This window comes from Legionella qingyii, assembly GCF_003184185.1.
Map to the genome: position 1 here is coordinate 88,369 of NZ_QHJG01000002.1, position 23,335 is coordinate 111,703.

Consider the following 23,335-nt stretch of genomic DNA (forward strand, 5'->3'; position numbering starts at 1 on the left):
TAACTACTTATCTCTCACTGCAGGTCTAGAGAGCCTATGCTGACCAATTTCTAGATCTCGCGGTAATTTGTAACTATTCGAAGGGAAATGCGATCTAGGGAAAAGAAAGAGAATTTCAAGAAAGTTTTAATCAAGTGGAGATAAAATTTAAATGAATAAGTTGTTTTGGGCAGGTTTGTTACTGTGTATTGGGGGGTTAACATCCTGTGTTGAGAATGATCCGTCTACTTTAATTACAGATGACGCAGGTTATGTGCATCGAACAGTTCACTATACAAAGGATAAACGAGGTCGTGATTATTTTCCGCAGAAGATTCAGGCAACAGGTGAAAAACGCTTTATTTTTGATCCAAAAGTTTCTGCATGGGCTGCTTACGATGAGGATGGTAATCGATTATTGACTGGTGGTGGATCAGCAGGTATTGATTTCTGTGAAGAAAATTCAAACCAATCGTGCCGAACTGTTACTGGAACTTTTAAAGTTTATAATCGAAGGGGAGCCGATTGCAAATCTGGGGAATATCCTGTAGATACTAAAGGCGGCGCTAAAATGCCTTATTGCACTTACTTTTATCAAGGATATACCGTCCACGCAGCATACGATGTTCCTGAACACCCATCCAGCCATGGCTGCATACGTATTTTCCCAAGTGCTGCCAAATGGTTAAGTGAAAACTTTTTCAAAATAGGTACAAAAGTTATTGTTTTAGAATATCCAAATGAAGCGGGTGCCAATCAACCTGCTGTACATGCATAATGAGCGGAGATGAATTATTCATCTCCCCTAAGTTTAATTTCACTATAGCCTGGGTGACGCGAATGCGGAACCCAGGCTATAAATTTTCAGGTAGGAACGGCAATATTCCGAATTAAGAACTACTGGGGTGGGAGCGAAGGTTGTGTCGAGCTCTTTTCTGGCAAAGTAGGTTGTCCAGTAGTAGCTGGTGACTGAGTCGCTGAGGGATTTGCAGTAGTTGGTTGTGTGGTTGTCATTGGAGTTGACGGTGTAGCTGGATTTGGTGCAGTTGAGCTAGTTGGAGTTGTAGTATTTTCAGTGTTTGGATTCATGACAGTGGCAGGATTAGGGTTAAAATCTGGTGGTAGTTTTTGAGTTACTGTCCCTCTTGGAGCAGCAATCATCTGAGTAATTCCCAAGTCCCCAGTTATCTTACGGCCTATAGTCACATCAACACTGAGTAATTGTGTTACTTTTTCTTTGTCATTCTGATAAACAACTTGCAAAGGCAAATTAATTTTCCATTGATTGTCTTTCGCTTCTGTTAAGATAACTTGTCCATCCACTTGACTGCTCACAGTTAGTTTTTGAGATTTAATGGCTTCCAGATTACCTGATTTTTGCAAAGCAGTATTAAATCCAGTCCATCCTTGCTCAGTGAAACAAGGTTGCAATTTTTGCAGTTGAGCGTCTAAATTATTTGGGTCAAAGTCAAAAGATTGAGTCACTGCTTTTGCAGCCCATTTCAGAACCAATGATTGATCAATAGTTTTGGTTTCTGCAGGTATTTTATACTCACAATTGATTGGTGCTGCGGGTGCCTGTGCTGGATTTATTGATGGTATATTTTGACCTGGAGGCGTTGGCGTAGCGGAGGGTTGTTGTACAGTGCCTTGAGTTTGAGGCTGGGGCGTAGAAGGGGGCTGTTGTACCGTGGCTGGAGTTTGCGGCGGAGGTGTTACTGGCTGAGTAACATCAGCATGTACTTGAGTACCAAGTAGCGCAAACAGAGTACTCCCTAGTAATGTGTTCTTCATGAAATTGACTCCTTAAATAGTATGTAGCAATTCTGCGATAATAAGAGCAGCCAGTCTAGCAGTTTTTTGTTCTTGATCCAAAGGCGGTGATAGTTCAGCGACATCAAAACTAACTACTTTGCCACTTTGAATAATGTATTTCAAGAGTGGTACAATTTGCCAGGGAGTGAGTCCTAAAGGTTGGGGTGCACTCACGCCAGGAGCAAATGACTCAGCTAGAACATCTAAACAGAGTGTCAGATAAATATGATCCAGATTGAGCATGAAATCATCGAGAAATGCCAAATGCCACGCTAAGCTGTTCGAATATAACTCTTCAGCAGTCAAATAATTAACATTAAGCTCGTCAGCTCGTTCAAAAAGGGAAGAGGTATTTCCCATTTTTTGGATTCCAATACAGCAATAATTAAAGGGTTGGCTATTTTCTTTACAGTACGCTGCAATTTGTGAAAAGGGAGTTCCTGATGTACCTGGCTGATTTTTTTGGTGGGGTCTTAAATCAAAATGTGCATCAAAATTAATAATTCCTAATTTAGTATAATGGGGCGCCAAACCTTGATAATGTCCCCAGGCAATTTCATGGCCTCCACCTAAGGCAACTGTTTGATGACCTTGTTGATGACAAAAACTGATTAAATTGGCAAATTGAGTTTGCGCAGTTTCCAGCTCATCTTCTTCACAAAAAATAGTACCTAAATCAAAAATTGGCTTATCGATAGAACATGGGAGCTTTGCTAATTGTGTTTTGATTTGATCCGGCCCTAATTTTGCTCCTGGTCTTCCCATATTACGACGAATACCTGCATCGCTGGCAAAACCAAGTAAAACCGTTTTTTTCTCTTTCGTGATTAGATCGGTTTGTTTTACAGGAAAAATAATTTTTTGAAAGAACCGTTCAGCATTAATCGTATCTTTTCTACCTTGCCAGAGTGCAGGATTGGCACGTTGGTAATTGGAAAGATGTTCAAACATTAAATTCTCCCTCTGCTCAAATGATGATGTTACAATTTATCTAAGATGCGTTTTATAAAAATCTGCATTTATCCTTATCCATTAAATCCTACTAATATTTATTCTTAAGCTATCTTAACTCTGAGCTTAAATGCAATTGATAGCAACTACTTTAGAAAAATCTGCATTATAAGTTACAGTACAGCTTTTTGTTTCTGCAGGAATCATTTGAATCAATTGAATTTTGGTATTTGTATATTCACAGGCAATCCAAGTTTCTTGTTCACCAAATGTCCATGTTAATTTTTTATTTTTTGAAGACTCGGTATCAGGTGCAAGGCTTGCATGTTCTTTAGGATGTCCTGAATAAAATGTGATACGTTCAAAATGATTGGCGTCATTTAATTTATCCGAGAATTCATTCCATTTTGTGATTTCGTGGTGTAACGATTGATTCGTTTGAATAACCTGAGGGCACTGTATCGTTGTTGCAGACGCTAAGTTGCATAACACGATATGTCCTAGAAAGAAGCTGATGCAAACAGGAGTTCTCATTTTGATTGGCCTTCGATTATTTTATTATTGAATTCATTATAACATGATGGTGTCGTGTCAAAAGATTTGATTCCTGTCCAATCTATAACAGAATTTACTTATCCAGCAATGCACGCGCATAAAATTATGCCAACTTTATTCAATGTCTGGTATTATTTATCGCACGTTAAATAAAAAAGAGTAAGAGGATATTGTGATTGTTATTACCGGTGGAGGAAGTGGGATAGGAAGATCATTAGCTTTTTCTTTGGCAAAACGAGAGCAATCAATCTTAGTTGTAGGGCGAACAGAGAAGGCTTTGCAAGAAACAGCAGCTTTTTCTGAAAACATCCAATACATTTGCGCCGATGTATCAACATGTGAAGGGTTGGCGTCAATTAAAAATCGTTTGCACGATGTCAATCAAATTAGCGCTCTTGTTAACAATGCAGGAACTTTAAATCCATTGGTTCCCATGAAGGAAATTGATCCTAAAGACTGGAATCAAACATTAAATACAAATTTGAATGCGGCCCTTTTTCTTCCACAATTAATCTATGATAAATTGACTGATGGCCGTGTTTTAAATATCGGTTCTGGAGCTGCCTATTTCGCGATTAGAGGCTGGGCTGCATATTGTGTATCTAAAGCCGCCTTATCGATGTTAACCAAGTGCTGGCAGCTGGAATCTGATTCAATTGCTTTTGCTAGTGTTATGCCTGGGATAATTGATACAAATATGCAAGCAATCGCTCGAAGTAAAGAAAATCCTGATTATGAGAAAATTAGCTTTTATAAGCGCTTGAAAGATGAAAATCGATTGGTTTCACCCGAGACAGTCGCTGAATTTTTGACTTGGCTTTTGTTGGATGTAGACAAGGACACTTATATGTCTAAAGAATGGGATATATATGATACGAAGCACCATAAAGCCTGGCTTAAGCCTCCTCATCAAGTTCAACATTGGGATTTTTAATGCCTGTCTGCGACAAATTATTATTAAATGCGACGACCATCGATGCTCAAGGAAATCAATTAACGCAACAAGCTGTTGCGATTAAAGAGGGTCTTATTGTCTGGTGTGGGGCGCAAGCACAATTGCCAAAACAATTTTATGAAGCCCCGCATCAAGAAGAATGTCAGGGGCAATTAATTACCCCAGGTCTTATCGATTGCCATACTCATTTGGTTTACGGGGGTAATCGGTCGACTGAATTTCAAATGAAACTGGCTGGTGTCAGTTATGCCCAAATTGCTAAAACGGGTGGTGGAATTTTATCTACTGTCCGGCACACTCGAGCCGCTTCTGAAGAGGAGTTGATCAAACAATCTTTGCCAAGAATTCTTGCTTTACGAGCTGACGGTGTAACTACAGTGGAAATTAAGTCAGGTTATGGCTTGGATTTGGCTAATGAATTGAAAATGCTTAGAGTAGCTAAACGTTTAGGCGAATTAGCGGGCTTAAGGGTTAGAAAAACCTTCCTTGGAGCCCATGCAATAGGCCCTGAATTTCAAGGAAACAGCCAAGCGTATATTGATGTACTTTGTCAAGAAATGCTGCCTGCATTATGTGAAGAGAATTTGGTAGATGCAGTGGATGTATTTTGTGAGTCCATTGCTTTTTCATTGAAACAAACTGAGCAAGTTTTCGCAGCCGCTCAGGAATTAAAGCTCCCCATAAAATGTCACGCCGAGCAATTATCCAATATCGGAGCAAGCAAGCTTGCAGCTGAGTTTGGTGCTTTATCTTGTGATCATTTGGAGTTTTTAGATGAAAAAGGCGCATCTGCTATGGCAATGGCAAACACAGTTGCTGTTTTGCTTCCTGGTGCTTATTACTTTTTGCGTGAAAAGCAAAAACCTCCGGTAGAATTACTGCGGCGAGCTGGGGTAGGTATGGCTGTTGCTACCGATTGTAATCCTGGTTCATCACCAACTACGTCATTACGTTTGATGATGAGTATGGCTTGCCAATTCTTTTCATTAACGGTTCCCGAAGCTTTAGCTGCAGTCACCAGCCAAGCGGCAAGAGCATTAGGTTTGCAAAAGGAGGTAGGGACTATTGCTGAAGGTATGAACGCTGATTTGATATGGTGGTCTGTTAATGACAGTGCTGCTCTTTGTTATTACTTTGCATATCCTTTACCACATCGTATGATGATTGCAGGGGAATGGGTTTCTAAACCAGATACTTACTAGGAAAAAAATGTATGTTAAAACCACTTAAAACAATTCTATCTTTAAGTATTATCGTAGGCTCGTTTGCTACTTGGGCCGTAAATCCGATATCAATAAAAAAAGAAACCCCCATATATATTATTGATGTGAAATATCCACAAGGATTTAGTGATCCACGTATTAATGCAGTAGTACAAGACTTCATGGAAAAAACCAAAAGAAGTTTTTTTAAAGAAATTGCTGCTGATACGGACATTCCTGCAGATGCACCTGGAAAATCCGGTTTAAATGTCACGTACTCTTTGCCATACAAAACAAAAAATGCATTGAGCGTTTCTTTTAATATTTCTATTTACCACCGAGGAGCTGCACATCCTTCAAATACGGTGGCAGTATTGAATTTTATCCATGGAAGCCAGGTTGAGTTAGCTGACTTATTCCGACCTGAAACGAATTATTTAAAACCTATAGCCAGTTTTTGCAGTAAAAAAATTACCGAGAAAAATCTTTCAGATAAAAAATGGATCGAAGAGGGTACTAAGCCTGTAGAAAAAAATTATAAAATCTGGTCTTTTTCAGCAAATGGAATAAATATTATCTTTGATACGTATCAGGTAGCAGCATATGTTTATGGTCCGCAAACAGTAAAAATACCTTTGTCACAGATTTCTTCTTTATTAAATCCTGAAGTAAAACATAGTGTTTGGGGTCGTTAATGGCTGATACTCCTTTTATAGCTGCCGATAAAAAGGTAGCCGAACTTACTTTTCGAGTGGTGTTTCTTGCTATAATACTGACCGTATTGTTGGCAATGTCCAATGCGTTCCTTGCCTTGAAACTAGGGATTTTAACTTCAGCATCTATACCTGCTGCAATTATTTCCATGGGTATCTTACGTTTCTTTAAAAACTCTACCATTCTTGAAAATAATGCAGTGCAAACTGCGGCTTCTGCTGGTGAGGCCGTTGCTGGTGGGATTGTTTATACCATTCCAGCATTGATAATTATTGGTTTTTGGAATCATTTTGATTACATGACAAATTTTTTCATTGCAGTTAGTGGTGGAGTTCTGGGTGTCTTATTCTCCATTCCCTTACGACGTATTTTGGTTCATGATCCATCGTTAAAATTTCCGGAAGGGAGGGCAATTGCCGAGGTATTAAAATCATCCGCTGAAAAAACAGGTATCAAAGACATATTAATCGGGGGGGGAATAGGCGCACTTACTGAATTACTCCAAACTGGATTTAAAGTAATTGCAAATAGTTGGAATTATTGGTTTGTGGTAAAACGCTCTCTATTTGGTCTAGGCGCAGGCTTTTCTGCTACAATGATTGGTGCTGGTTATCTTGTTGGCCATGATATGGCAATCAGTATCTTTTTAGGCGCAGTGTTATCCTGGTTAGTTGCATTACCTGTTGTAAGTCAATTTTATCCTGAGTTTCTAAATCAGCACCCTGCAGAGCAAGCTGCATCCCTTTTATGGAATAGTGAAATGCGTTATCTGGGAATAGGTGCTATGTTGTTTGCTGGAGTGTGGACTTTTTTAAAATTAGTTAAACCACTTTCCAGAAGTATCCGAACTTCTCTGAAAACATATACGTCTAAAGGTGTTGATGCTCAGGTGCCACGAACCGATAAGGATATTCCATTGCCTTATATCTTGATAGGTACAGGCGCATTAGCTGCAATCCTGTTTCTCTTTTTTCAACTTGTTCTTCCTTTACATCCAGTCGGTTTGGATAATGAATATTCTCCAACCCTAATTTTTATTGCTGTTCTTTATGTCTTAATTATAGGGTTTATTTTTTCAGTTATTACTGCCTATTTTTCAGGTATGGTTGGTGTTACAGCTAGTCCCGGAAGTTCTGTTGTTATTTCAGGGATGCTTTTTGCTGCCTGGTTGTTATTAGTCGCGGTTGATCACTTATTGCCATTACCTCTAAAACCCGAGCAAATTCAGGCTGCTGAGGCAATTACGATTATGATTGGCGCAGTAGTAACTGGTATTGCGGCGATTGCCAATGATAATACCCAAGATCTGAAAGTAGGTCAGTTGGTTGGTGCAACCCCATGGAAACAACAATTGATGCTGTTGCTGGGCGTGGTGATCTCCTCTTTAGTTATTCCGCCAGTAATGCAACTATTATTCAATGTATATGGGATTGCAGGTGTAATGCCTCATGCAGGCATGGATATAAGTCAATCTTTACCTGCGCCCACAGCCGCTTTAATGGCAGCCATCACCGAAGCGGTGTTTAGAAATTCATTACCATGGAACATGATGTTTATTGGTTCGGCAATTATTTTGATTATTATATTTCTTAATCATTTTTTTCAATTACGACGCTATTTAAATTTATCCATTCTAGGTGTTGCTATAGGAATGTATTTGCCACTTTCTTCTTCATTTCCATTATTTATTGGGGGAATGATTGCCTTGTTTGTTAAAAGACGTTTAAAACGCGCAATACCTGTTAAAGAAGAAGCGTTGATTCGTAAACAAAAGGGGACGCTCATTGCCTGTGGTTTGGTTGCTGGTTCTGCTATTATGGATGTATTGCTTGCAATCCCGTTTTCAATTTTTCAAAGTCCTGATGCTTTGCAATTGGTAGGACCCAGTTGGAATAATATAGGCGTTTATTTGGGAATTATATCCACCTTGTTTCTTGCTTGGTGGATCAATCATAGAGTTGTTGGAAACGGAAACGGCTCAATTTCATAATTTTTAGCCTGGGTGGAGCGAAGCGGCACTGCCATTAAGCTAAGGAAAAAACTGTCGTTCCCGCGTAGGCGGGACCCATTTCTAGCGAGGCACAGTGCCACTTTAAGAAATAGATTCCCGCCTACGCGGGAATGACAAAAACCCTTAACTTAATGGCAGTGTAGCGAAAGCGAAACCCGGGTTCCAGTCTTTCGGACCTGAACCCGGGCTACAATAAACTCGCTGGAGTTTATTTCTTACAATGACTCAACTCTAATTTTATGTTGTAAGAGCTTTTCTTTAGTTTGTTGTGCTTGCGATAATTTTTCACGTTCTTTAGCAATAATTTCCGCAGGCGCTTTATCAGTAAATTTAGGATTATTTAATTTACCCTCAGCAAGACTAATGTCTTTATCTAACTTGGTAAGCTCTCTTGTTAAGCGAGTCAGTTCCGCCTCTTTATCAATTAAATCAGCCATTGGAATGAGTAATTCAATTTCACCAAGGACAGCAGTTGCAGAGACGGGTATCTTTTCATCTGCTTCCAGATAATGGATCTGGCTTAATTTACTCAATGCTTTTAACGTGTGTTGATATTTCTCCACTCGCTCTTTAAGCATCGGTGTAATATTCCGAATATAAAGCGGAATAAGCTTGGCAGGTGATATAGACATTTCACTACGGATGGTACGTACTGCTTGAATCGCTGCTTTTAACCATTCTAATTCTTCTTCAATTACATCATTAATGAACTCATGGTTCACTTGGGGGTAAGCACTGATCATAATGCTTGCACCATTATCACTGGTTAACTTTGTAGTCCGTTGCCAAATTTCTTCTGTAATGAATGGCATTAAAGGATGCAACATTTTAAGAATCTGATCGAGGACGTGAATTAATGTCTTACGAGTACCGCGTTTCAATGCGCTCAGTGCATGTTCATCTTGCAAGATGGGTTTGGATAATTCGAGATACCAGTCACAATACTCATGCCAGACAAATTCGTAAATCGTGTTTGATAACAAGTCAAATCGATAGGTTTCGAAATAATGATGTACTTTACTTATGGTGTGTTGCAGGCGTGATAAAATCCACTGATCTGCAGGGGTATATTGGAATGCTCCATCATCGAAATCTATTTGCTCTTCATCTGTATTGAGTAAAACATAACGTGCTGCATTCCACAATTTGTTACAAAAATTACGATAACCTTCAACTCGTCCTATATCAAAGCGTACATTTCGACCGGTAGATGCAAGAGAGCAATAGGTAAAACGAAGGGCATCTGTTCCATAGGCGCTAATACCTTCAGGAAATTCTTTACGGGTGTTTTTAATGATGTTGTCCCGAACAGATTGCAACATTAAATTAGAGGTTCGTTTTGTAATGAGCGACTCGAGATCAATACCATCAACAATGTCCAGTGGATCTAGCACATTCCCTTTAGATTTGGACATTTTATGTCCTTCACTGTCTCGAATTAAGCCGGTAATAAACACTTCTTTGAAAGGAATTTTTCCGGTAAATTTTAGCCCCATCATGATCATCCGAGCTACCCAGAAAAAAATAATATCAAAACCAGTAACCAGAACCGAAGTTGGATAGAACTGATCTAATTCTTGAGTACGTTCCGGCCAACCCAAAGTTGAAAAGGGCCAAAGCGCCGAAGAAAACCAGGTATCTAAGACATCCTCATCTTGTTTTAATACCGTTGAATCTTTAATTTTATATTTAAAGCGAACATCATTTTCACTATATCCTACATAGACATTACCATTACTGTCATACCATGCGGGTATACGGTGTCCCCACCATAATTGGCGACTAATACACCAATCTTCAATGTTGTCCATCCATTGAAAATAGGTTTTGCTCCAGGTTTCCGGAATAAAGCGAATTTCACCATTTTTCACAGCAGCGATTGCGGGTTCAGCGAGAGGTTGAGTTTTGACATACCATTGATCGGTTAACAGGGGTTCTATAATGACATTCGATTTTTCACCACGGGGCACTTTTAATTTATGTGGTTCTGTTTTAACTAATAAGCCTTCTGCATCCAGATCTTTAATAATTTGTTCTCGGGCTACAAATCGATCCATTCCTTGATATTTTAAAGGAGCATTTTTATTAATAGATGCTTTTTTAGTTAAGATGCTTATAACAGGAAGTTGATGACGTTTACCCACTTCATGATCATTAAAATCATGGGCGGGTGTAATTTTAACGCAACCGCTGCCAAATTCTTTATCGACATATTCATCCGCAATAATAGGTATCGTCCGCTCACAAAGTGGAAGATAAACCTCTTGCCCAATAAGATGTTTAAAACGTGGATCTTCAGGATGTACGGCAACCGCAGTGTCTCCCAACATCGTTTCAGGTCGGGTGGTAGCAACAATAAGAGACTCGGTTGAGTTCACAACTGGGTAGCGAATATGCCAGAGGAAACCATCTTCTTCTTCAGAGAGCACTTCGAGATCCGATACTGCAGTACCTAATTTAGGATCCCAATTCACTAAACGAGTTCCACGATAAATCAAACCTTCATCATAGAGTTGTACGAACACTTTTTGCACTGCGGCTGATAATCCTTCATCCATAGTAAATCGTTCGCGACTCCAGTCTACTGAAGCACCCAAACGTCGCATTTGTTGCGTTATAGTATTACCAGATTTATTTTTCCATTGCCAAACGCGTTCTAAAAATTGTTCGCGGGTAAGATCTTTTCTAGAGGTTCCCGTGGCTTCAAGTTGACGTTCAACAACGAGTTGCGTTGAAATACCAGCATGGTCAGTACCCGGTTGCCATAGAGTTTTATCGCCTAACATCCGATGATAACGGGTCAATGCATCCATAATCGTATGCTGAAAACCGTGCCCCATATGCAGGCTACCTGTAACATTGGGAGGAGGGAGCATAATGCAATATCTTTTGCCGTCACCATGAGGCTGGAAATAATGATGATTTTCCCAATTTTTATAGCATGATTTTTCAATTGCTTCAGGGGAATAGATTTTATCCATGATTAAACCTGTACTGATAAAAAGACGAAATGTTACCACAAATTCAACCATAAGTTGAGCCAATAAGCTTACAATAATATGGGGTTGGAAAATTACAGGTTTAGCTTTTGCAGTCGGGCTGCAGAGCGGCGGAACTCGGGAAAATTGTGATATTTTAAACCCGGGTTCCTCTGCGTGGCACCCGGGCATTTTATATTAGGGATGTTGTTCTTTTGGGTTAGGCACTTGAACATCAGGAATTTTTGCTTCATCAAACTGAGGTTCAGCCTTTTTCAAGCGATGGTCTTCTGCAATGTATGTATATAAGGTAGGAACCACAAATAAAGTAAATCCTGTTCCGATTAACAAGCCCGTTGCAATAACCAGACCTATATCAAAGCGACTTACTGCTCCTGCGCCACTAGCAATCAAAAGCGGCAATACACCAAATACCATGGCTGCAGTGGTCATGAGAATGGGTCTTAATCTAATACCTGCAGCTTCCTCTACGGCAGCTCGTTTATCCAAATTCTTTTCTCGTTGTAGATGGTTGGCAAAATCTACGATCAAAATCCCATGTTTGGAGATTAATCCGATAAGAGTAATCAAGCCAACCTGAGTGTAAATATTGATACTCGCCAGACCCAAATTCAAGGGAATTAAGGCGCCACAGATGGACATGGGGACACTGATTAAGACGATTAAAGGATCGCGAAAACTTTCATATTGAGCGGAAAGTACCAAAAAGATAATTATGATTGCAAAGATAAATGCAAATATCAGGGCACTTCCTTCTTGTATAAATTGCCTTGATTCACCACCATAGTCATATGAGAACCCCTTAGGTAATGTATCGTTGGCTGCATTTTGTAAGAACTCAAGACCCTCGCCAAGTGTTTTTCCAGGCATCATGACTGCTTGAATGGTTGCTGAGTTCATTTGTTGAAAATGTGTGGCGGCATTAGGAGCTGTTTTTTCCACAGCAGTAACTACAGTTGAAAGAGGAACCATAGTTCCGTTGATGGTTTTCACATATATTTGCCCTAATTGTTCCGGGGTCATGCGGAACGAGCGACTTAACTGCGGAATAACCTGATAACTACGTCCTTCCAAATTAAAATAGTTGATGTAATTACCTGATAAAGCACTGGTTAAGCTGCTCCCAACTGCTTGCATATCTAATCCCATTTCAGAAGCTTTGGAGCGATTGATATCCAGTATAATTTGGGGCTTGTTAAATTTAAGAGAATTATCGACATAAATAAATAAACCACTTTTTTGAGCTTTTTCGGTGAGTTTTTGTGACACATCCAATAAGCTTTGGAAGTCGTTAGTGGTTTTAATAACAAATTGAACTGGTGTTCCGCCTCCACCACCTGGAAGAGGGGGGGGGACAATTGCAAAAGCGTTTAAACCCGCAACTTGTGATAATTTATCTTGCAGTGGTTGTTTTAAAGCAAACTGGCTTTTACTACGTTGATTCCATGGTTTTAATACCATTCCCGAGATGGTTTGGCTGCTATTGTTTACGGTAAAATAATTTTCTGTTTCAGGAAAGCTTTTATAAATTTCATCAAATGGCTTAGTAAATGACTCGATGTAATTAAGTGTGGCAAATTGAGGTATCATTGCCATGACGAAAAAGAAACCCTGGTCTTCATCAGGTGCTGTTTCTGCTGCGGTATGAGTATAGAGATAAGGTAGCATCAGGATAACAACTGCTGCAAAGAACAACATAATCTCGCGGGTATTTAGCAAGCTATGCAACGCATTTTGATATCTCAATTTAAGCTTATTGAAAAAATTATCGAGAAATTGCACGAATTTGCCGCTGCTTATATTTTTAGATAATACCCTTGAGCACATCATAGGAGAAAGAGTTAAGGCGATAACTCCTGAAATGATTACTGCGCTGGCTAAAGTAAATGCAAACTCTTTGAACAAAGCACCGGTTAATCCTCCCATAAATCCAATTGGTGCGTATACAGCGGCAAGGGTAATAGTCATTGCAATTACTGGAGTGGCTATTTCTCGAGCGCCAATCAATGCAGCATCAAAAGGAGTTTTTCCTTCCTCTATATGTCGATGGACGTTTTCTACAACCACAATGGCATCATCGACTACCAAACCAATGGCTAGAACAAAAGCGAGCAAGGTAAGTAAGTTGATACTGTATCCTAGAATAAGCATCAAGGTACATACGCCAACTAATGAAAGTGGAATGGTTACCACAGGAATGAGTACCGAACGAATAGAGCCTAAGAATAAAAAAATCACTACGATAACAATTAGGCCTGCTTCTATAATAGTATGAGTTACTTCATCCAGAGATGCTCTAATAAATGCTGTCGCGTCATAAACTATTGTTCCTGTTAAGGAGGGTGGAAACTCTCTAATAACGGAGGGAAGTATTTTTCGTACATCACTAATTACGGTCAGAGGGTTGGCTGTTGGTGTGGGGGTAATGGATATAAATACCGCTTTTTTACCATTAAATGTAACCGATGTATCATAATCTTGTGAACCTAATTCAATTCTGCCAATATCGCGTAAGCGAACAATAGAACCTTTATCACTTTTAACAATCAGGTTACTAAATTGTGTTGTGTCATTAAGATCCGTTTTTGCAGTGATACTGATTGCAACGTATTCACCTTTGGTATTTCCTGCTGCAGTGAGGAAATTATTTTTGGCAAGAACAACAGATACATCTGAGGGGGAAACTCCCAGAGCAGCCATTTTAACCGGATCAAGAAAAATTCGCATGGAATAGGTGGCACCACCTAAAATCTCTGCTTTAGCAACACCGTCTACAGTTTGCAGTTGTGGTTGAACAACACGGGTTGCGTAGTCAGTGATTTGCTGGGGTGTCATTTCGGTACTGTCTAAACTGATGTACATCAATGCTGTTGAGCTATCAGATGTTTTCAATATAACTGGTTGTTGAGACTCTTTGGGCAATTGATTTAGCGTTTGTTGCACTTTACTCATCACATCAGTAAAAGCCACTTGAGGATCAAAGTTTAATTTAATATTTAGAGTAATAGTGCTTAAGCCTTGAGTACTGGAAGAGGTCATATAATCAATCCCTTCTGCACTGGCAACCGCTTTTTCTAAAGGTGAAGTAATGAAGCCTGCAATAAGATCGGCATCCGCACCAGGATATCCAGTCATAATGGTAATCACTGTATTGTCCATACGCGGGTATTGGCGAATTTGCATCTTATAGATGGAGTTAATACCAAAAAGCAGAATGAGCAAACTAATTACCATGGCAAGTACGGGCCGCTTGATAAAAAGATCGGTAAACTTCATAACGTGTTCCTGATTAAAAAATTTTGTAATAGGTGTGCTATGCCTATATTAAAATTAACCTGGGTTTCGCTTTGCTTCACCCAGGCTACTATGATTCAATTTAGTTTATTGTCCTAACAAATCCGGATTACTGACTTCATTCAGTTTGACATCATTATTGATTACAACGGGCGTGCCATTTTGTAATTTTATTTCTCCGGCGCTTACAACCAATTGTCCTGCCTTAATTCCTTTTTTGATTACGGTATAATTTCCACGTTGCTCGCCTGTGGTAACAAAAACGCGTTTGACGGTGAGTAGATCAGAACCATCTGAGTTTTTCTTACCCTCCGCATTTTTTTCTATTATGTAAACAGCGTTACCATATAAGCTATAAGATATAGCAGTTGAAGGAACAATGACTGTATTAGGCTCGGGAGCTTGGCTTATTTCAATTGAAGCAAACATACCTGGTACGAAGGTAAAACTATGAATTTTGTTTTTGCTGTTTAAATCAGAATTGCAAGTAACAATTCGTTTATTACCCATTGGCTCTTTTCGGGTTTGCACTAATGGAGAATTTTCAGGGGCTTTAATTGCAGCTGTAGGGCAATTCGCAAGAGTAGCCTGAACCAACATGTTGTGTGTATTCAGATCCACTTTAGAGTTAATCGCAGTTACTTTGGCTTCAAAAAGCGCATTGGGAAATCCTTCTACGGAAAACGTAATAGCTTGATTGGGTCGAATACGTTTATACAATTGTTCTGGGAGATAAAATTCTAAATACAATGGGTCAAGTGATTGTAATGAAACGATTGTTGTCTGCCCCGGGCTGATAAACTGGCCCAGGTTTACTTGTCGTATACCTAATTTACCAGCAAAGGGCGCTGTAATGTGCTTTTGATTGATCTGGGCTTGAGTTTGATCTAATTTTGCCTGGGCTTGATCGAGATTTGCTTTAGCTTCATCCACATTGGAAATAGGAGCAGCGCCTCGTTTAAACAAGTCATCTTGGCGTTTATAGCTAAGCGTTTTCAGAGTTAATTCTGCTTGATTAAATTTTAATATGGCTTGATCTACACTATCATCAATAGTAATTAATGGGGCATCTTTATCGACATACTGTCCTGATTCAAAGTCAATTTTTACCACGTTTCCTGAAGCTTGGGCGCTTACATCAACTCCATTAAATGCAACGAAATTACCGACAGCATGAATGGTTGGCTGCCAGTCTACTGCTTTGGCAACGGATGATGCGACAGAAACAGCAGGTGGTTGGTAGCTTGCAAAAAAACGCTTAATCAAAAATGCTTTGATCAGGTTAAAAGCAATGATCCCACCGAAAACGATCAGTAAGGCTACTCCCATGATGATCATTCGCTTTTTCATTAATATTCCCCTAAATGCTTAAAAAAAACGATAATTTTGAAACTCGCCAAATATAACATGAAAGCTGAATATTATTACCCTTATTGTGTTTATAAGTTTCAATTTTATTTATTTCATGGTTATAAAAATATCCTATTGACTAAATACAACACTTTGTTACTATGCTGCTTTCATTAAACGAAGGAGAAACCATGAAGTTGAAGTCCTTATTATTTGCTCTTTGTTTTAGCTTGATTGGTCAAGCTTTTGCTGCAAATGCACACTTGCATCCAAAAGCTACAGAGGCTGACAAAAATCATAAACCTGCTGGTAAATCAATGATGTACCCAGGCTATTGCGAAATTGAAATCATCAATAACAGTGTTGATAATATTCGTGTATATGGTTCTTTTGATGATGGTGTTCCTTTAGATCCATTCACTATATTTTACTATGATGCACCTCATTACATCAATTTGTACTACTATGGTTACTGCCACTCTGGTATGAACCTTTTAATCCAATCTCCATATGGTACTATTTACTCAGGTTGGACTAATGTAAATAGCACTGTACGTATCGTTAATTACCTGAACAAAGGTATTAAAGGCGATAAAGTTGAGATTACAGCAAAAAAATAAGTAATTTCTAAAAATAAGTAATAGCTTATTTGACGATAGGGAAGTTGCATGCAAGTGCACCTTCCCTTTTTTATTTGTGTTTCAGGAGTTGTTCATGAAGCGTTTAATCCCTTGCCTTTTGTTATTACCCTTTTTGACTTCATGTGAGATCACCGCGCCAGAATATTATGATGCTGGTTATTATCACTCTGTTCCTCCGCGAGCAGAAATCTATGGTTTCGATGAGCGTCCTCATGACTACCGTCATCCTTCTCCTTATCATCGAGGTCATAAAAAAACAAATGGTGCACCTGTCCAGGCTAAAATACATGGCCATAATCAACAGACACATGGACATACTCCCAATCAAAAACAAGTTGTGGTAAACAATACAAATCAGAAAGATGTTCATGGACATGATGAGAAAAAAAATCAGGTGGTGAAACATCATCCTTCAGAATCTGGTTCCAAGGTTGTAGTTACTAAATAATGAAAATAACTTTTGAATGGAATCGATGTTTGATATTCCTGGGTTATGCATGATCATAGCTCAGGATATGTGCTTTTTTAAATCAAAATTCCAGTAATAATTCCGATTTATATTCACAATTCGTAACCAGGTAAATTTTGTGGTAGTCTTATGAGGTTTTTCTTTAGGGGGTTTGGGGATGCGTAACTCACTTAAAATGCTGTTTGTGGGACTTTTATCTATAATTATTATAGCGTGTGTTGCTTCTCCTGGAAGTGAAAGCACAGGAGAGTTTTTGGATAGTTCGACTACCACTACTAAAGTAAAAGCAACCCTAGTGAATCAATTGGGGCGTACGGGTTTCGCAGTACAAGTTAAAACTTTTAAAGATGAAGTGCAACTCAGTGGTTTTGTTGCTACCCCAAGATTGAAGCAAAGAGCAGGGATTATTGCTGCAAGCGTGGATGGTGTTAGAAAGGTACGTAATGACATCATCGTTAGACCTTAACCATTTTCCCAAGGATTACTCATGTTTGACCAAAGCTATACTATAGAAAATTTTGATGATGAATTATTTCAAGCGATTGTTGATGAACAACGCCGGCAAGAAGAGCATGTAGAGCTTATTGCATCGGAAAATTATGTAAGTCCACGTGTTTTGCAGGCACAAGGTTCTGTATTAACTAACAAATATGCTGAAGGGTACCCGGGCAAACGTTATTATGGCGGATGTGAGTATGTTGATGTCGCTGAAGAGTTAGCAATTGCCCGCGCTAAAAAACTATTTTCAGCAGATTATGTAAATGTTCAACCTCATTCTGGATCGCAAGCTAATGCGGCCGTAATGATGGCTCTATTAGCTCCTGGTGACGTCATTTTAGGTATGTCATTACCTCACGGCGGTCATTTAACCCATGGCTCCAAAGTTAATTTTTCTGGAAAGCTTTATGATGCAATTCCTTATGGAGTTGATGCAAATACCGGTTTAATTGATTACGATTTATTAGAACGTTTAGCCGTAGAACATAAACCTAAACTAATCATTGCCGGATTTTCTGCTTACTCACGTGTCCTTGATTGGCCACGGTTTAGAGCTATAGCAGATAAGGTCGGTGCCTACTTAATGGCTGATATTGCGCATGTTGCCGGATTGATTGCTGTAGGTCTTTATCCTTCTCCAGTACCTTATGCTGATGTAGTAACCACAACTACCCATAAAACACTCAGAGGACCAAGAGGTGGAATGATTTTATGTCGTGCTAACGAGGAAATAGAGAAAAAATTGAATTCATCTGTTTTTCCTGGTAACCAAGGCGGACCATTAATGCATGTGATCGCTGCCAAAGCAGTTTCTTTTGCTGAGGCCTTACTACCTGAATTTAAAACTTATCAACAGCAAGTATTGTTGAATGCCAAGACTATGGCCTCAGTGCTTATGAGTCGTGGTTATAAAATTGTTTCAGGCGGCACAGACAATCATTTATTATTGGTTGATTTAATAGACAAGAATATCACGGGTAAAGATGCCGACTCAGCTTTAGATAAAGCAAATATTACCGTGAACAAAAACACAGTCCCTAATGATCCTCGCTCTCCTTTTGTAACCAGTGGCTTACGTTTGGGAACTCCTGCGGTTACAACAAGAGGATTTAAAGAAAAAGAAATGACGCTTTTATCCAATTGGATAGCAGATATTCTTGATGATATTAACAATGAGGCGACCATAGCAAAAGTTAAAGAACAAGTACTGCTTTTGTGTCGTGAGTTTCCGGTTTATGGATAATTATGTTTTGCCCGTTTTGCCATGCAGAAGAAACTAAAGTAGTAGACTCACGCCTGGTCGCTGAAGGTGCCCAGGTGCGAAGAAGACGAGAATGTCTTGTATGTCATGAACGTTTTACTACTTTTGAAACAGCTGAATTAATTATGCCGTTAATTGTAAAACGTGATGGCAGGCGTGAACCTTTTAATATTGATAATTTACGCTCAGGTATGTTGCGTGCTTTGGAAAAACGGCCTGTCAGTGTTGATGCATTAGAGGCATCGATTATTGCGATTACACAGGAAATTCGCCGTCGCGGAGAACGAGAGATTGACTCTCAGATCATTGGTGAATTGGTCATGAAGGAATTATATAGTTTGGATCATGTAGCTTACGTGCGTTTTGCTTCTGTTTATAAACGCTTTAAGGACGTAAGTGACTTCAGACAAACTATAGACCAGATGAATAAAGACTAGGGTAAAAATTTACTTGTTGATGTAACGCAATATGTTCGCGGAACATAACTCCAATAAGGCGAATTATTAATACCCTGGTGTTCGCTATTTTTATGCCCCTCTCAATGAGAGGGGAGTTTTATAGATGTTTATAAAGAATTCATGAGGTTAAGGTGGAAAAGCAGTCAATAAGCGGTAAAAGAAAAGCCAGAAAATTAGCACTTCAGGCTCTTTATCAATGGTTAATGTCTGGAAGTGATTTACATGAAATCGAAGCACAATTTCGAATCGTTAACAATATGGATAAAGTGGATGTAGATTATTTTTGCCGTATTTTGCATGGCGTTCCAGCCCATGTTGAAACATTGGAAACAAACATTACTCCTTTTCTTGATAGAGAAATTACTGGCTTAAATCCAATTGAACTGACTGTATTACGTATTGGTTCTTTTGAATTATTATATTGCCCTGAAATTCCTTATAAAGTCGTGCTTGATGAATCAATATCATTGACTAAAGAATTTGGTTCCCAAGATGGGCATCGCTATGTCAATGGTGTATTACATAGTTTGGCCCAACAAGTACGCTCCGTCGAAATCAGTCATAACTATGGATGAGTTCTCACTTATTGAGCATTTTTTTAAACCACTAGATTATGAACGTGATGATGTACTGTTAGGTATTGGAGATGATGCTGCCTGTATATGTGTTCCCCATGAAATGAATTTACTGGTGAGCATGGATACTCTGGTTTCAGGAGTACATTTTCTCCCACATTGGAATGCCTATGATATTGCATGCAGATCAGTCATGGTTAATGTGAGCGATATGGCCGCTATGGCGGCAAAGCCTTCTTGGATTACTCTTGCTCTAACCTTACCAGAACTCAATCAGCGGTGGCTTGCTTTATTTGCTCAAGGATTAAAAGATTCGCTCAACCAATTTGATATGACTTTAATAGGTGGCGATACAACCCATGGTCCTTTATCGATTACACTTACTATTTTTGGGACTGCACCCAAAAGTAAAGTGATATCACGTGGTGGAGCTAAACCTGGTGACATTATTGTAGTTTCAGGTGAGTTGGGTGCTGCTGCTTTGGCAGTTAAATTTCTTGAAAATCAAGACATTTCTGCGCAAGATAAAGGGGAGTTAATGGATAAATTATTATACCCTAAGCCTCGAGTTGATTTAATTGAATTTTTAAGATGTCATGCAACTGCAGCTATAGATATTTCGGATGGGCTTAGTGCAGATTTAAACCATATCTGTGTTGCGAGTGGAGTTGGCGCCTGTCTTAATAAAGAGGCAATTCCAGTACATCCCTTGCTTTATAAGTATTGGACTGATAATGCACTAGATTTGGCTTTGACTGGCGGCGATGACTATGAATTATGTTTTACTGTACCTGAACATCATTTGTCCTCATTATTGAGCGATTTTAATAGTGCTAATTTGCATTGTTATCCCATCGGAGTAGTTGAGGAGAGAGCTGGTTTAAGAATGAAAGATGCAAACAATCACTACCATGAGTTAAAACCAACAGGATACTCCCATTTTTAGCCTAGGGACGCAAAAAGAACTCAGAGGGTAGTGACTATTGTAAGTTAATGCATTTTGATCCAACCTTTAAGATTAGCTAAGTAAGAGAATAAGAAATGAAACAAATAAATTTAGCAAAAAAAGTTTTTCAGGATCCTACTTATTTCATTGCCTTTGGTTTTGGTAGTGGTTTAATGCCGACAGCGCCAGGAACATGGGGCACATTAGCTGCAATACCTGTGTATTTACTGCTTATGGGTACCAATTGGCTGGTTTATCTTTTTTTTACGCTTATTGCATTTTTATTGGGTGTGTGGGTATGTGAGAAAGTTTCACAAGATTTGGGTGTGCATGATTATAAAGGAATCGTTTGGGATGAGGTTGTAGGCTATTTGTTAACTATGTTTATGGCACCCCAGGGAGTCAAATGGATGATCTGTGGTTTTATTTTGTTTCGAATTTTTGATATTTGGAAACCACAACCTATTGATTACGTCGATCAAAGAGTACGTGGTGGTTTTGGAATTATGTTTGATGATGTATTGGCTGCAGTGCCTTCCTGGATATTGATGCAACTTTTAGCATGGAGTTTTGCCTAATGAATGAGAACCATAAAGAGCTCATTAGCATGGGCTTAACTGTTGGAATTGTAATTCTTAGTCTATTTATTATTCATCGTTTTATCCCATCATTAATATGGGCTTCCATAATTGTTATCGCTACTTATCCCTTATATGAAAAATGGCGTATTTTTTTTGGGAACAAAAATAACTTATCCGCTTTACTATTTACGACTTTAATTGGTTTGTTGTTTTTACTTCCTTTAAGCTGGTTATTGGGACTGTTGATTAAGGAATTACAGATATTTATTAATTTTCTTCAAGAGATTAATCAACAAGGTGGTGCTGCCCCAGGATTTTTAAGAGACTTTCCATTATTCGGAAATGATTTAGTTAATTATTGGGATGAGCATATTGGTAAGCCAGGAATGATTAAGAGTTTATTGTCTAATGTTCACTTATCGCTGACACCTACGAGCTATTATGTGAAACAAATAGGGGCAAGTTTAGCTCATCGTAGCGTCCAATTAGGCTTCACTTTGTTAAGCTTATTTTTCTTTTATCGTGATGGCGATCAATTATTATCGCAGATTTACCATGTAGGGGAATATTGCTTGGGAAAAAGATGGTTTCGTTATGCAGATAGATTACCCAGAGCATTGAGGGCTACAGTTAATGGAACCATAGTAGTAGGACTTGGAGTAGGTATCTTAATGGGAGTCTGTTATGGTTTGGTTGGTTTCCCTGCACCTACCTTAGTCGGATTTATAACTGCACTCGCAGCAATGATCCCATTTGTTGTTCCTATAGTTTTTATTACGGTAGCAATGGTTCTGTTTTCATTAGGCAGTATGATTGGTGCAATCGTAGTCTTGGTTTGGGGAACCCTTGTGATGTTTGTTGCAGATCACTTTGTTAAACCTGCTTTGATTGGTGGTGCAATTGAATTACCCTTTTTAGCGGTATTATTTGGAATTCTGGGTGGAGTCGAAACTTTAGGTTTGCTTGGTTTATTTGTTGGTCCTTTGGTTATGGTTTTATTTATGACTTTATGGCAAGAGCCGCAGATTTTGAGTCCTAAAAAAACACTTCAGTATTAACAAAAGAATTAATGTATGGACTAATCGTTTACGACCCGTCGCCTCAGATGTTGAAGACGATGGGTCAATTGATTTTGACATTGATTATAAAACCGTGTCTCATAGAGCCCTCAGTGTGCTCGGGATGAGCTGACGAATCAAGATAAAATTACTTATAATTACATTGATCAAAGCGATAAACGACACCGACATTACCCATCTGAACTTGGAGCGTCTTTCCAAAATCGTCGTTACTGGCTGTTGCCAAATAACGATAGGAGGCATTCAATGCCCAATTTTCTGCAAAATTAAAAGTTAGTCCAGCAGTTCCCTGATAGGCAAAGGCACCTTCTGTGACGCCAAAGGAGGCTGCTCCAAAGGGACCTGTACTGTTCAAAGAAGTCTTAATATAAGCATATCCAATACCTAATCCTAAGAAAGGAGAAATTGTCGGCATGATAACATCAGCAAAATCATAATAAATATTCGCCATACCTACGTTAGCATTAGTGTTACCTGATACCCCAGTTTGATCAATTAAGTCAACATCAAAGTCTTTGGTATTAGCTCGTAAGTAGGTGTACTCTAATTCATAACGGATAGGATTACTTTGATAGCCTAAACGTACCCCGGCGTTATAGCCATTTTCATAAGCGACATCATCAAACAGAAATCCCAAATGATATTTTGATACATTTCCAGATATGTGAGTATATCCACCAAATACGCTGGAATACCATCCATTGACTGGTACTGCAGCTACAGCAATACCACTAGATAATAAAGTAGCTGAAAAAAAAGCAAATTTCATAACATCCCTTTGTTATTATTTTTTTGTCGAATCATGTTAACGTGTTACTTTAAATTTGCAAGTATTAGACACGCATATTTTTTGGAAATAAGAATGATGGATATACTTTTTGATTATAAAAAAAATTGTAATTTCCGTACCATTTGCCAGCGATATTCTAGGGTCTGTTGACAATTTCTTCATTAGCCTATGTACCACGCTTTATACAGGGAATCCAGTAAAGACTGCATTAA

Annotated in this window: 21 protein-coding genes; 14 read left to right on the plus strand and 7 right to left on the minus strand. The window is 38.9% G+C overall.

Annotated elements, in window-relative coordinates; all coding sequences use genetic code 11:
* The first annotated feature begins 151 nt into the window (after nt 1-151).
* Entirely contained in the window at nt 152-757 is a 606-nt protein-coding gene (locus tag DGG96_RS01365; protein WP_110141228.1) for a L,D-transpeptidase, read from the plus strand.
* A 119-nt stretch (nt 758-876) separates the two neighbouring features.
* Here DGG96_RS01365 and DGG96_RS01370 read toward each other — a convergent pair whose 3' ends face one another.
* The 3 genes from DGG96_RS01370 to DGG96_RS01380 form a co-directional block, all read right to left on the minus strand.
* A complete protein-coding gene (locus DGG96_RS01370; RefSeq protein ID WP_110141229.1) occupies nt 877-1,773 on the minus strand; it encodes a DotI/IcmL family type IV secretion protein in 897 nt (298 codons plus the stop codon).
* Between the two features lie 12 nt (nt 1,774-1,785).
* On the minus strand, nt 1,786-2,745 hold the full coding sequence (gene hutG, locus DGG96_RS01375) for a formimidoylglutamase (protein WP_110141230.1): 960 nt from the start codon (nt 2,743-2,745) through the stop codon (nt 1,786-1,788).
* Nucleotides 2,746-2,871: 126 nt separating this feature from the next.
* Nucleotides 2,872-3,279 carry an STY0301 family protein gene (locus DGG96_RS01380; protein WP_110141231.1) on the minus strand — a complete coding sequence of 136 codons (408 nt, stop codon included), beginning with the start codon at nt 3,277-3,279 and terminating at the stop codon, nt 2,872-2,874.
* A gap of 193 nt (nt 3,280-3,472) precedes the next feature.
* Between DGG96_RS01380 and DGG96_RS01385 the strand changes: the two genes are divergently transcribed.
* Genes DGG96_RS01385 through DGG96_RS01400 form a run of 4 tightly spaced genes read left to right on the plus strand, consistent with a single transcriptional unit; the run spans nt 3,473 to nt 8,161 of the window.
* A complete protein-coding gene (locus DGG96_RS01385; protein WP_110141232.1) occupies nt 3,473-4,234 on the plus strand; it encodes an SDR family NAD(P)-dependent oxidoreductase in 762 nt (253 codons plus the stop codon).
* Nucleotides 4,234-5,457: an imidazolonepropionase gene (hutI, locus tag DGG96_RS01390; protein ID WP_110141233.1), complete on the plus strand. Its 1,224-nt coding sequence runs from the start codon at nt 4,234-4,236 to the stop codon at nt 5,455-5,457. The genes DGG96_RS01385 and hutI overlap by 1 nt, the downstream gene beginning before the upstream one ends.
* A gap of 11 nt (nt 5,458-5,468) precedes the next feature.
* On the plus strand, nt 5,469-6,152 hold the full coding sequence (locus DGG96_RS01395; protein ID WP_110141234.1) for a DUF3298 and DUF4163 domain-containing protein: 684 nt from the start codon (nt 5,469-5,471) through the stop codon (nt 6,150-6,152).
* A complete protein-coding gene (locus tag DGG96_RS01400; protein WP_110141235.1) occupies nt 6,152-8,161 on the plus strand; it encodes an OPT family oligopeptide transporter in 2,010 nt (669 codons plus the stop codon). The genes DGG96_RS01395 and DGG96_RS01400 overlap by 1 nt, the downstream gene beginning before the upstream one ends.
* A gap of 236 nt (nt 8,162-8,397) precedes the next feature.
* Here DGG96_RS01400 and DGG96_RS01405 read toward each other — a convergent pair whose 3' ends face one another.
* The 3 genes from DGG96_RS01405 to DGG96_RS01415 form a co-directional block, all read right to left on the minus strand.
* Nucleotides 8,398-11,163 (minus strand): valine--tRNA ligase, encoded by a 2,766-nt coding sequence (locus DGG96_RS01405; protein WP_110141348.1) that lies wholly within the window; start codon nt 11,161-11,163, stop codon nt 8,398-8,400.
* 195 nt (nt 11,164-11,358) lie between these two features.
* Nucleotides 11,359-14,457: an efflux RND transporter permease subunit gene (locus DGG96_RS01410; RefSeq protein WP_110141236.1), complete on the minus strand. Its 3,099-nt coding sequence runs from the start codon at nt 14,455-14,457 to the stop codon at nt 11,359-11,361.
* A gap of 105 nt (nt 14,458-14,562) precedes the next feature.
* Complete coding sequence (locus tag DGG96_RS01415) at nt 14,563-15,825, minus strand: efflux RND transporter periplasmic adaptor subunit (protein ID WP_110141237.1); 1,263 nt, start codon at nt 15,823-15,825, stop codon at nt 14,563-14,565.
* Between the two features lie 191 nt (nt 15,826-16,016).
* Here DGG96_RS01415 and DGG96_RS01420 point away from each other — a divergent pair, with 191 nt between their 5' ends.
* The 9 genes from DGG96_RS01420 (at nt 16,017) to DGG96_RS01460 (ending at nt 22,312) form a co-directional block, all read left to right on the plus strand.
* Nucleotides 16,017-16,445, plus strand: a complete 429-nt coding sequence (locus DGG96_RS01420; protein WP_110141238.1) for a hypothetical protein — start codon at nt 16,017-16,019, stop codon at nt 16,443-16,445.
* Nucleotides 16,446-16,539: 94 nt separating this feature from the next.
* A complete protein-coding gene (locus DGG96_RS01425; protein ID WP_233590459.1) occupies nt 16,540-16,914 on the plus strand; it encodes a hypothetical protein in 375 nt (124 codons plus the stop codon).
* Between the two features lie 178 nt (nt 16,915-17,092).
* Complete coding sequence (locus DGG96_RS01430; RefSeq protein ID WP_110141239.1) at nt 17,093-17,401, plus strand: BON domain-containing protein; 309 nt, start codon at nt 17,093-17,095, stop codon at nt 17,399-17,401.
* A gap of 21 nt (nt 17,402-17,422) precedes the next feature.
* Nucleotides 17,423-18,676 carry a serine hydroxymethyltransferase gene (gene glyA / locus DGG96_RS01435; protein ID WP_110141240.1) on the plus strand — a complete coding sequence of 418 codons (1,254 nt, stop codon included), beginning with the start codon at nt 17,423-17,425 and terminating at the stop codon, nt 18,674-18,676.
* 2 nt (nt 18,677-18,678) lie between these two features.
* Entirely contained in the window at nt 18,679-19,131 is a 453-nt protein-coding gene (gene nrdR, locus DGG96_RS01440) for a transcriptional regulator NrdR (protein WP_058468406.1), read from the plus strand.
* Between the two features lie 152 nt (nt 19,132-19,283).
* Nucleotides 19,284-19,727 carry a transcription antitermination factor NusB gene (gene nusB / locus DGG96_RS01445; RefSeq protein ID WP_110141241.1) on the plus strand — a complete coding sequence of 148 codons (444 nt, stop codon included), beginning with the start codon at nt 19,284-19,286 and terminating at the stop codon, nt 19,725-19,727.
* On the plus strand, nt 19,720-20,673 hold the full coding sequence (gene thiL, locus DGG96_RS01450) for a thiamine-phosphate kinase (RefSeq protein ID WP_110141242.1): 954 nt from the start codon (nt 19,720-19,722) through the stop codon (nt 20,671-20,673). The genes nusB and thiL overlap by 8 nt, the downstream gene beginning before the upstream one ends.
* Before the next feature lie 95 nt (nt 20,674-20,768).
* Nucleotides 20,769-21,251: a phosphatidylglycerophosphatase A family protein gene (locus DGG96_RS01455; RefSeq protein ID WP_110141243.1), complete on the plus strand. Its 483-nt coding sequence runs from the start codon at nt 20,769-20,771 to the stop codon at nt 21,249-21,251.
* The gene (locus DGG96_RS01460) at nt 21,251-22,312 is read left to right on the plus strand and encodes an AI-2E family transporter (protein WP_110141244.1); all 1,062 of its coding nucleotides are present in this window, start codon (nt 21,251-21,253) and stop codon (nt 22,310-22,312) included. The genes DGG96_RS01455 and DGG96_RS01460 overlap by 1 nt, the downstream gene beginning before the upstream one ends.
* Nucleotides 22,313-22,460: 148 nt before the next feature.
* On the opposite strand, the gene DGG96_RS01465 is transcribed toward DGG96_RS01460, so the two are convergent.
* A complete protein-coding gene (locus DGG96_RS01465; protein WP_110141245.1) occupies nt 22,461-23,102 on the minus strand; it encodes an outer membrane protein in 642 nt (213 codons plus the stop codon).
* Nucleotides 23,103-23,335 lie beyond the last annotated feature (233 nt).

Bases quoted from the DNA above. Each gene is read 5' to 3' on its own strand.
- DGG96_RS01365 (WP_110141228.1), top strand. From the start codon at position 152: ATGAATAAGTTGTTTTGGGCAGGTTTGTTACTGTGTATTGGGGGGTTA.
- DGG96_RS01370 (WP_110141229.1), bottom strand. From the start codon at position 1,773: ATGAAGAACACATTACTAGGGAGTACTCTGTTTGCGCTACTTGGTACT.
- hutG (WP_110141230.1), bottom strand. From the start codon at position 2,745: ATGTTTGAACATCTTTCCAATTACCAACGTGCCAATCCTGCACTCTGG.
- DGG96_RS01380 (WP_110141231.1), bottom strand. From the start codon at position 3,279: ATGAGAACTCCTGTTTGCATCAGCTTCTTTCTAGGACATATCGTGTTA.
- hutI (WP_110141233.1), top strand. From the start codon at position 4,234: ATGCCTGTCTGCGACAAATTATTATTAAATGCGACGACCATCGATGCT.
- DGG96_RS01395 (WP_110141234.1), top strand. From the start codon at position 5,469: ATGTTAAAACCACTTAAAACAATTCTATCTTTAAGTATTATCGTAGGC.
- DGG96_RS01400 (WP_110141235.1), top strand. From the start codon at position 6,152: ATGGCTGATACTCCTTTTATAGCTGCCGATAAAAAGGTAGCCGAACTT.
- DGG96_RS01405 (WP_110141348.1), bottom strand. From the start codon at position 11,163: ATGGATAAAATCTATTCCCCTGAAGCAATTGAAAAATCATGCTATAAA.
- DGG96_RS01410 (WP_110141236.1), bottom strand. From the start codon at position 14,457: ATGAAGTTTACCGATCTTTTTATCAAGCGGCCCGTACTTGCCATGGTA.
- DGG96_RS01415 (WP_110141237.1), bottom strand. From the start codon at position 15,825: ATGAAAAAGCGAATGATCATCATGGGAGTAGCCTTACTGATCGTTTTC.
- DGG96_RS01420 (WP_110141238.1), top strand. From the start codon at position 16,017: ATGAAGTTGAAGTCCTTATTATTTGCTCTTTGTTTTAGCTTGATTGGT.
- DGG96_RS01425 (WP_233590459.1), top strand. From the start codon at position 16,540: ATGAAGCGTTTAATCCCTTGCCTTTTGTTATTACCCTTTTTGACTTCA.
- DGG96_RS01430 (WP_110141239.1), top strand. From the start codon at position 17,093: ATGCGTAACTCACTTAAAATGCTGTTTGTGGGACTTTTATCTATAATT.
- glyA (WP_110141240.1), top strand. From the start codon at position 17,423: ATGTTTGACCAAAGCTATACTATAGAAAATTTTGATGATGAATTATTT.
- nrdR (WP_058468406.1), top strand. From the start codon at position 18,679: ATGTTTTGCCCGTTTTGCCATGCAGAAGAAACTAAAGTAGTAGACTCA.
- thiL (WP_110141242.1), top strand. From the start codon at position 19,720: ATGGATGAGTTCTCACTTATTGAGCATTTTTTTAAACCACTAGATTAT.
- DGG96_RS01455 (WP_110141243.1), top strand. From the start codon at position 20,769: ATGAAACAAATAAATTTAGCAAAAAAAGTTTTTCAGGATCCTACTTAT.
- DGG96_RS01460 (WP_110141244.1), top strand. From the start codon at position 21,251: ATGAATGAGAACCATAAAGAGCTCATTAGCATGGGCTTAACTGTTGGA.
- DGG96_RS01465 (WP_110141245.1), bottom strand. From the start codon at position 23,102: ATGAAATTTGCTTTTTTTTCAGCTACTTTATTATCTAGTGGTATTGCT.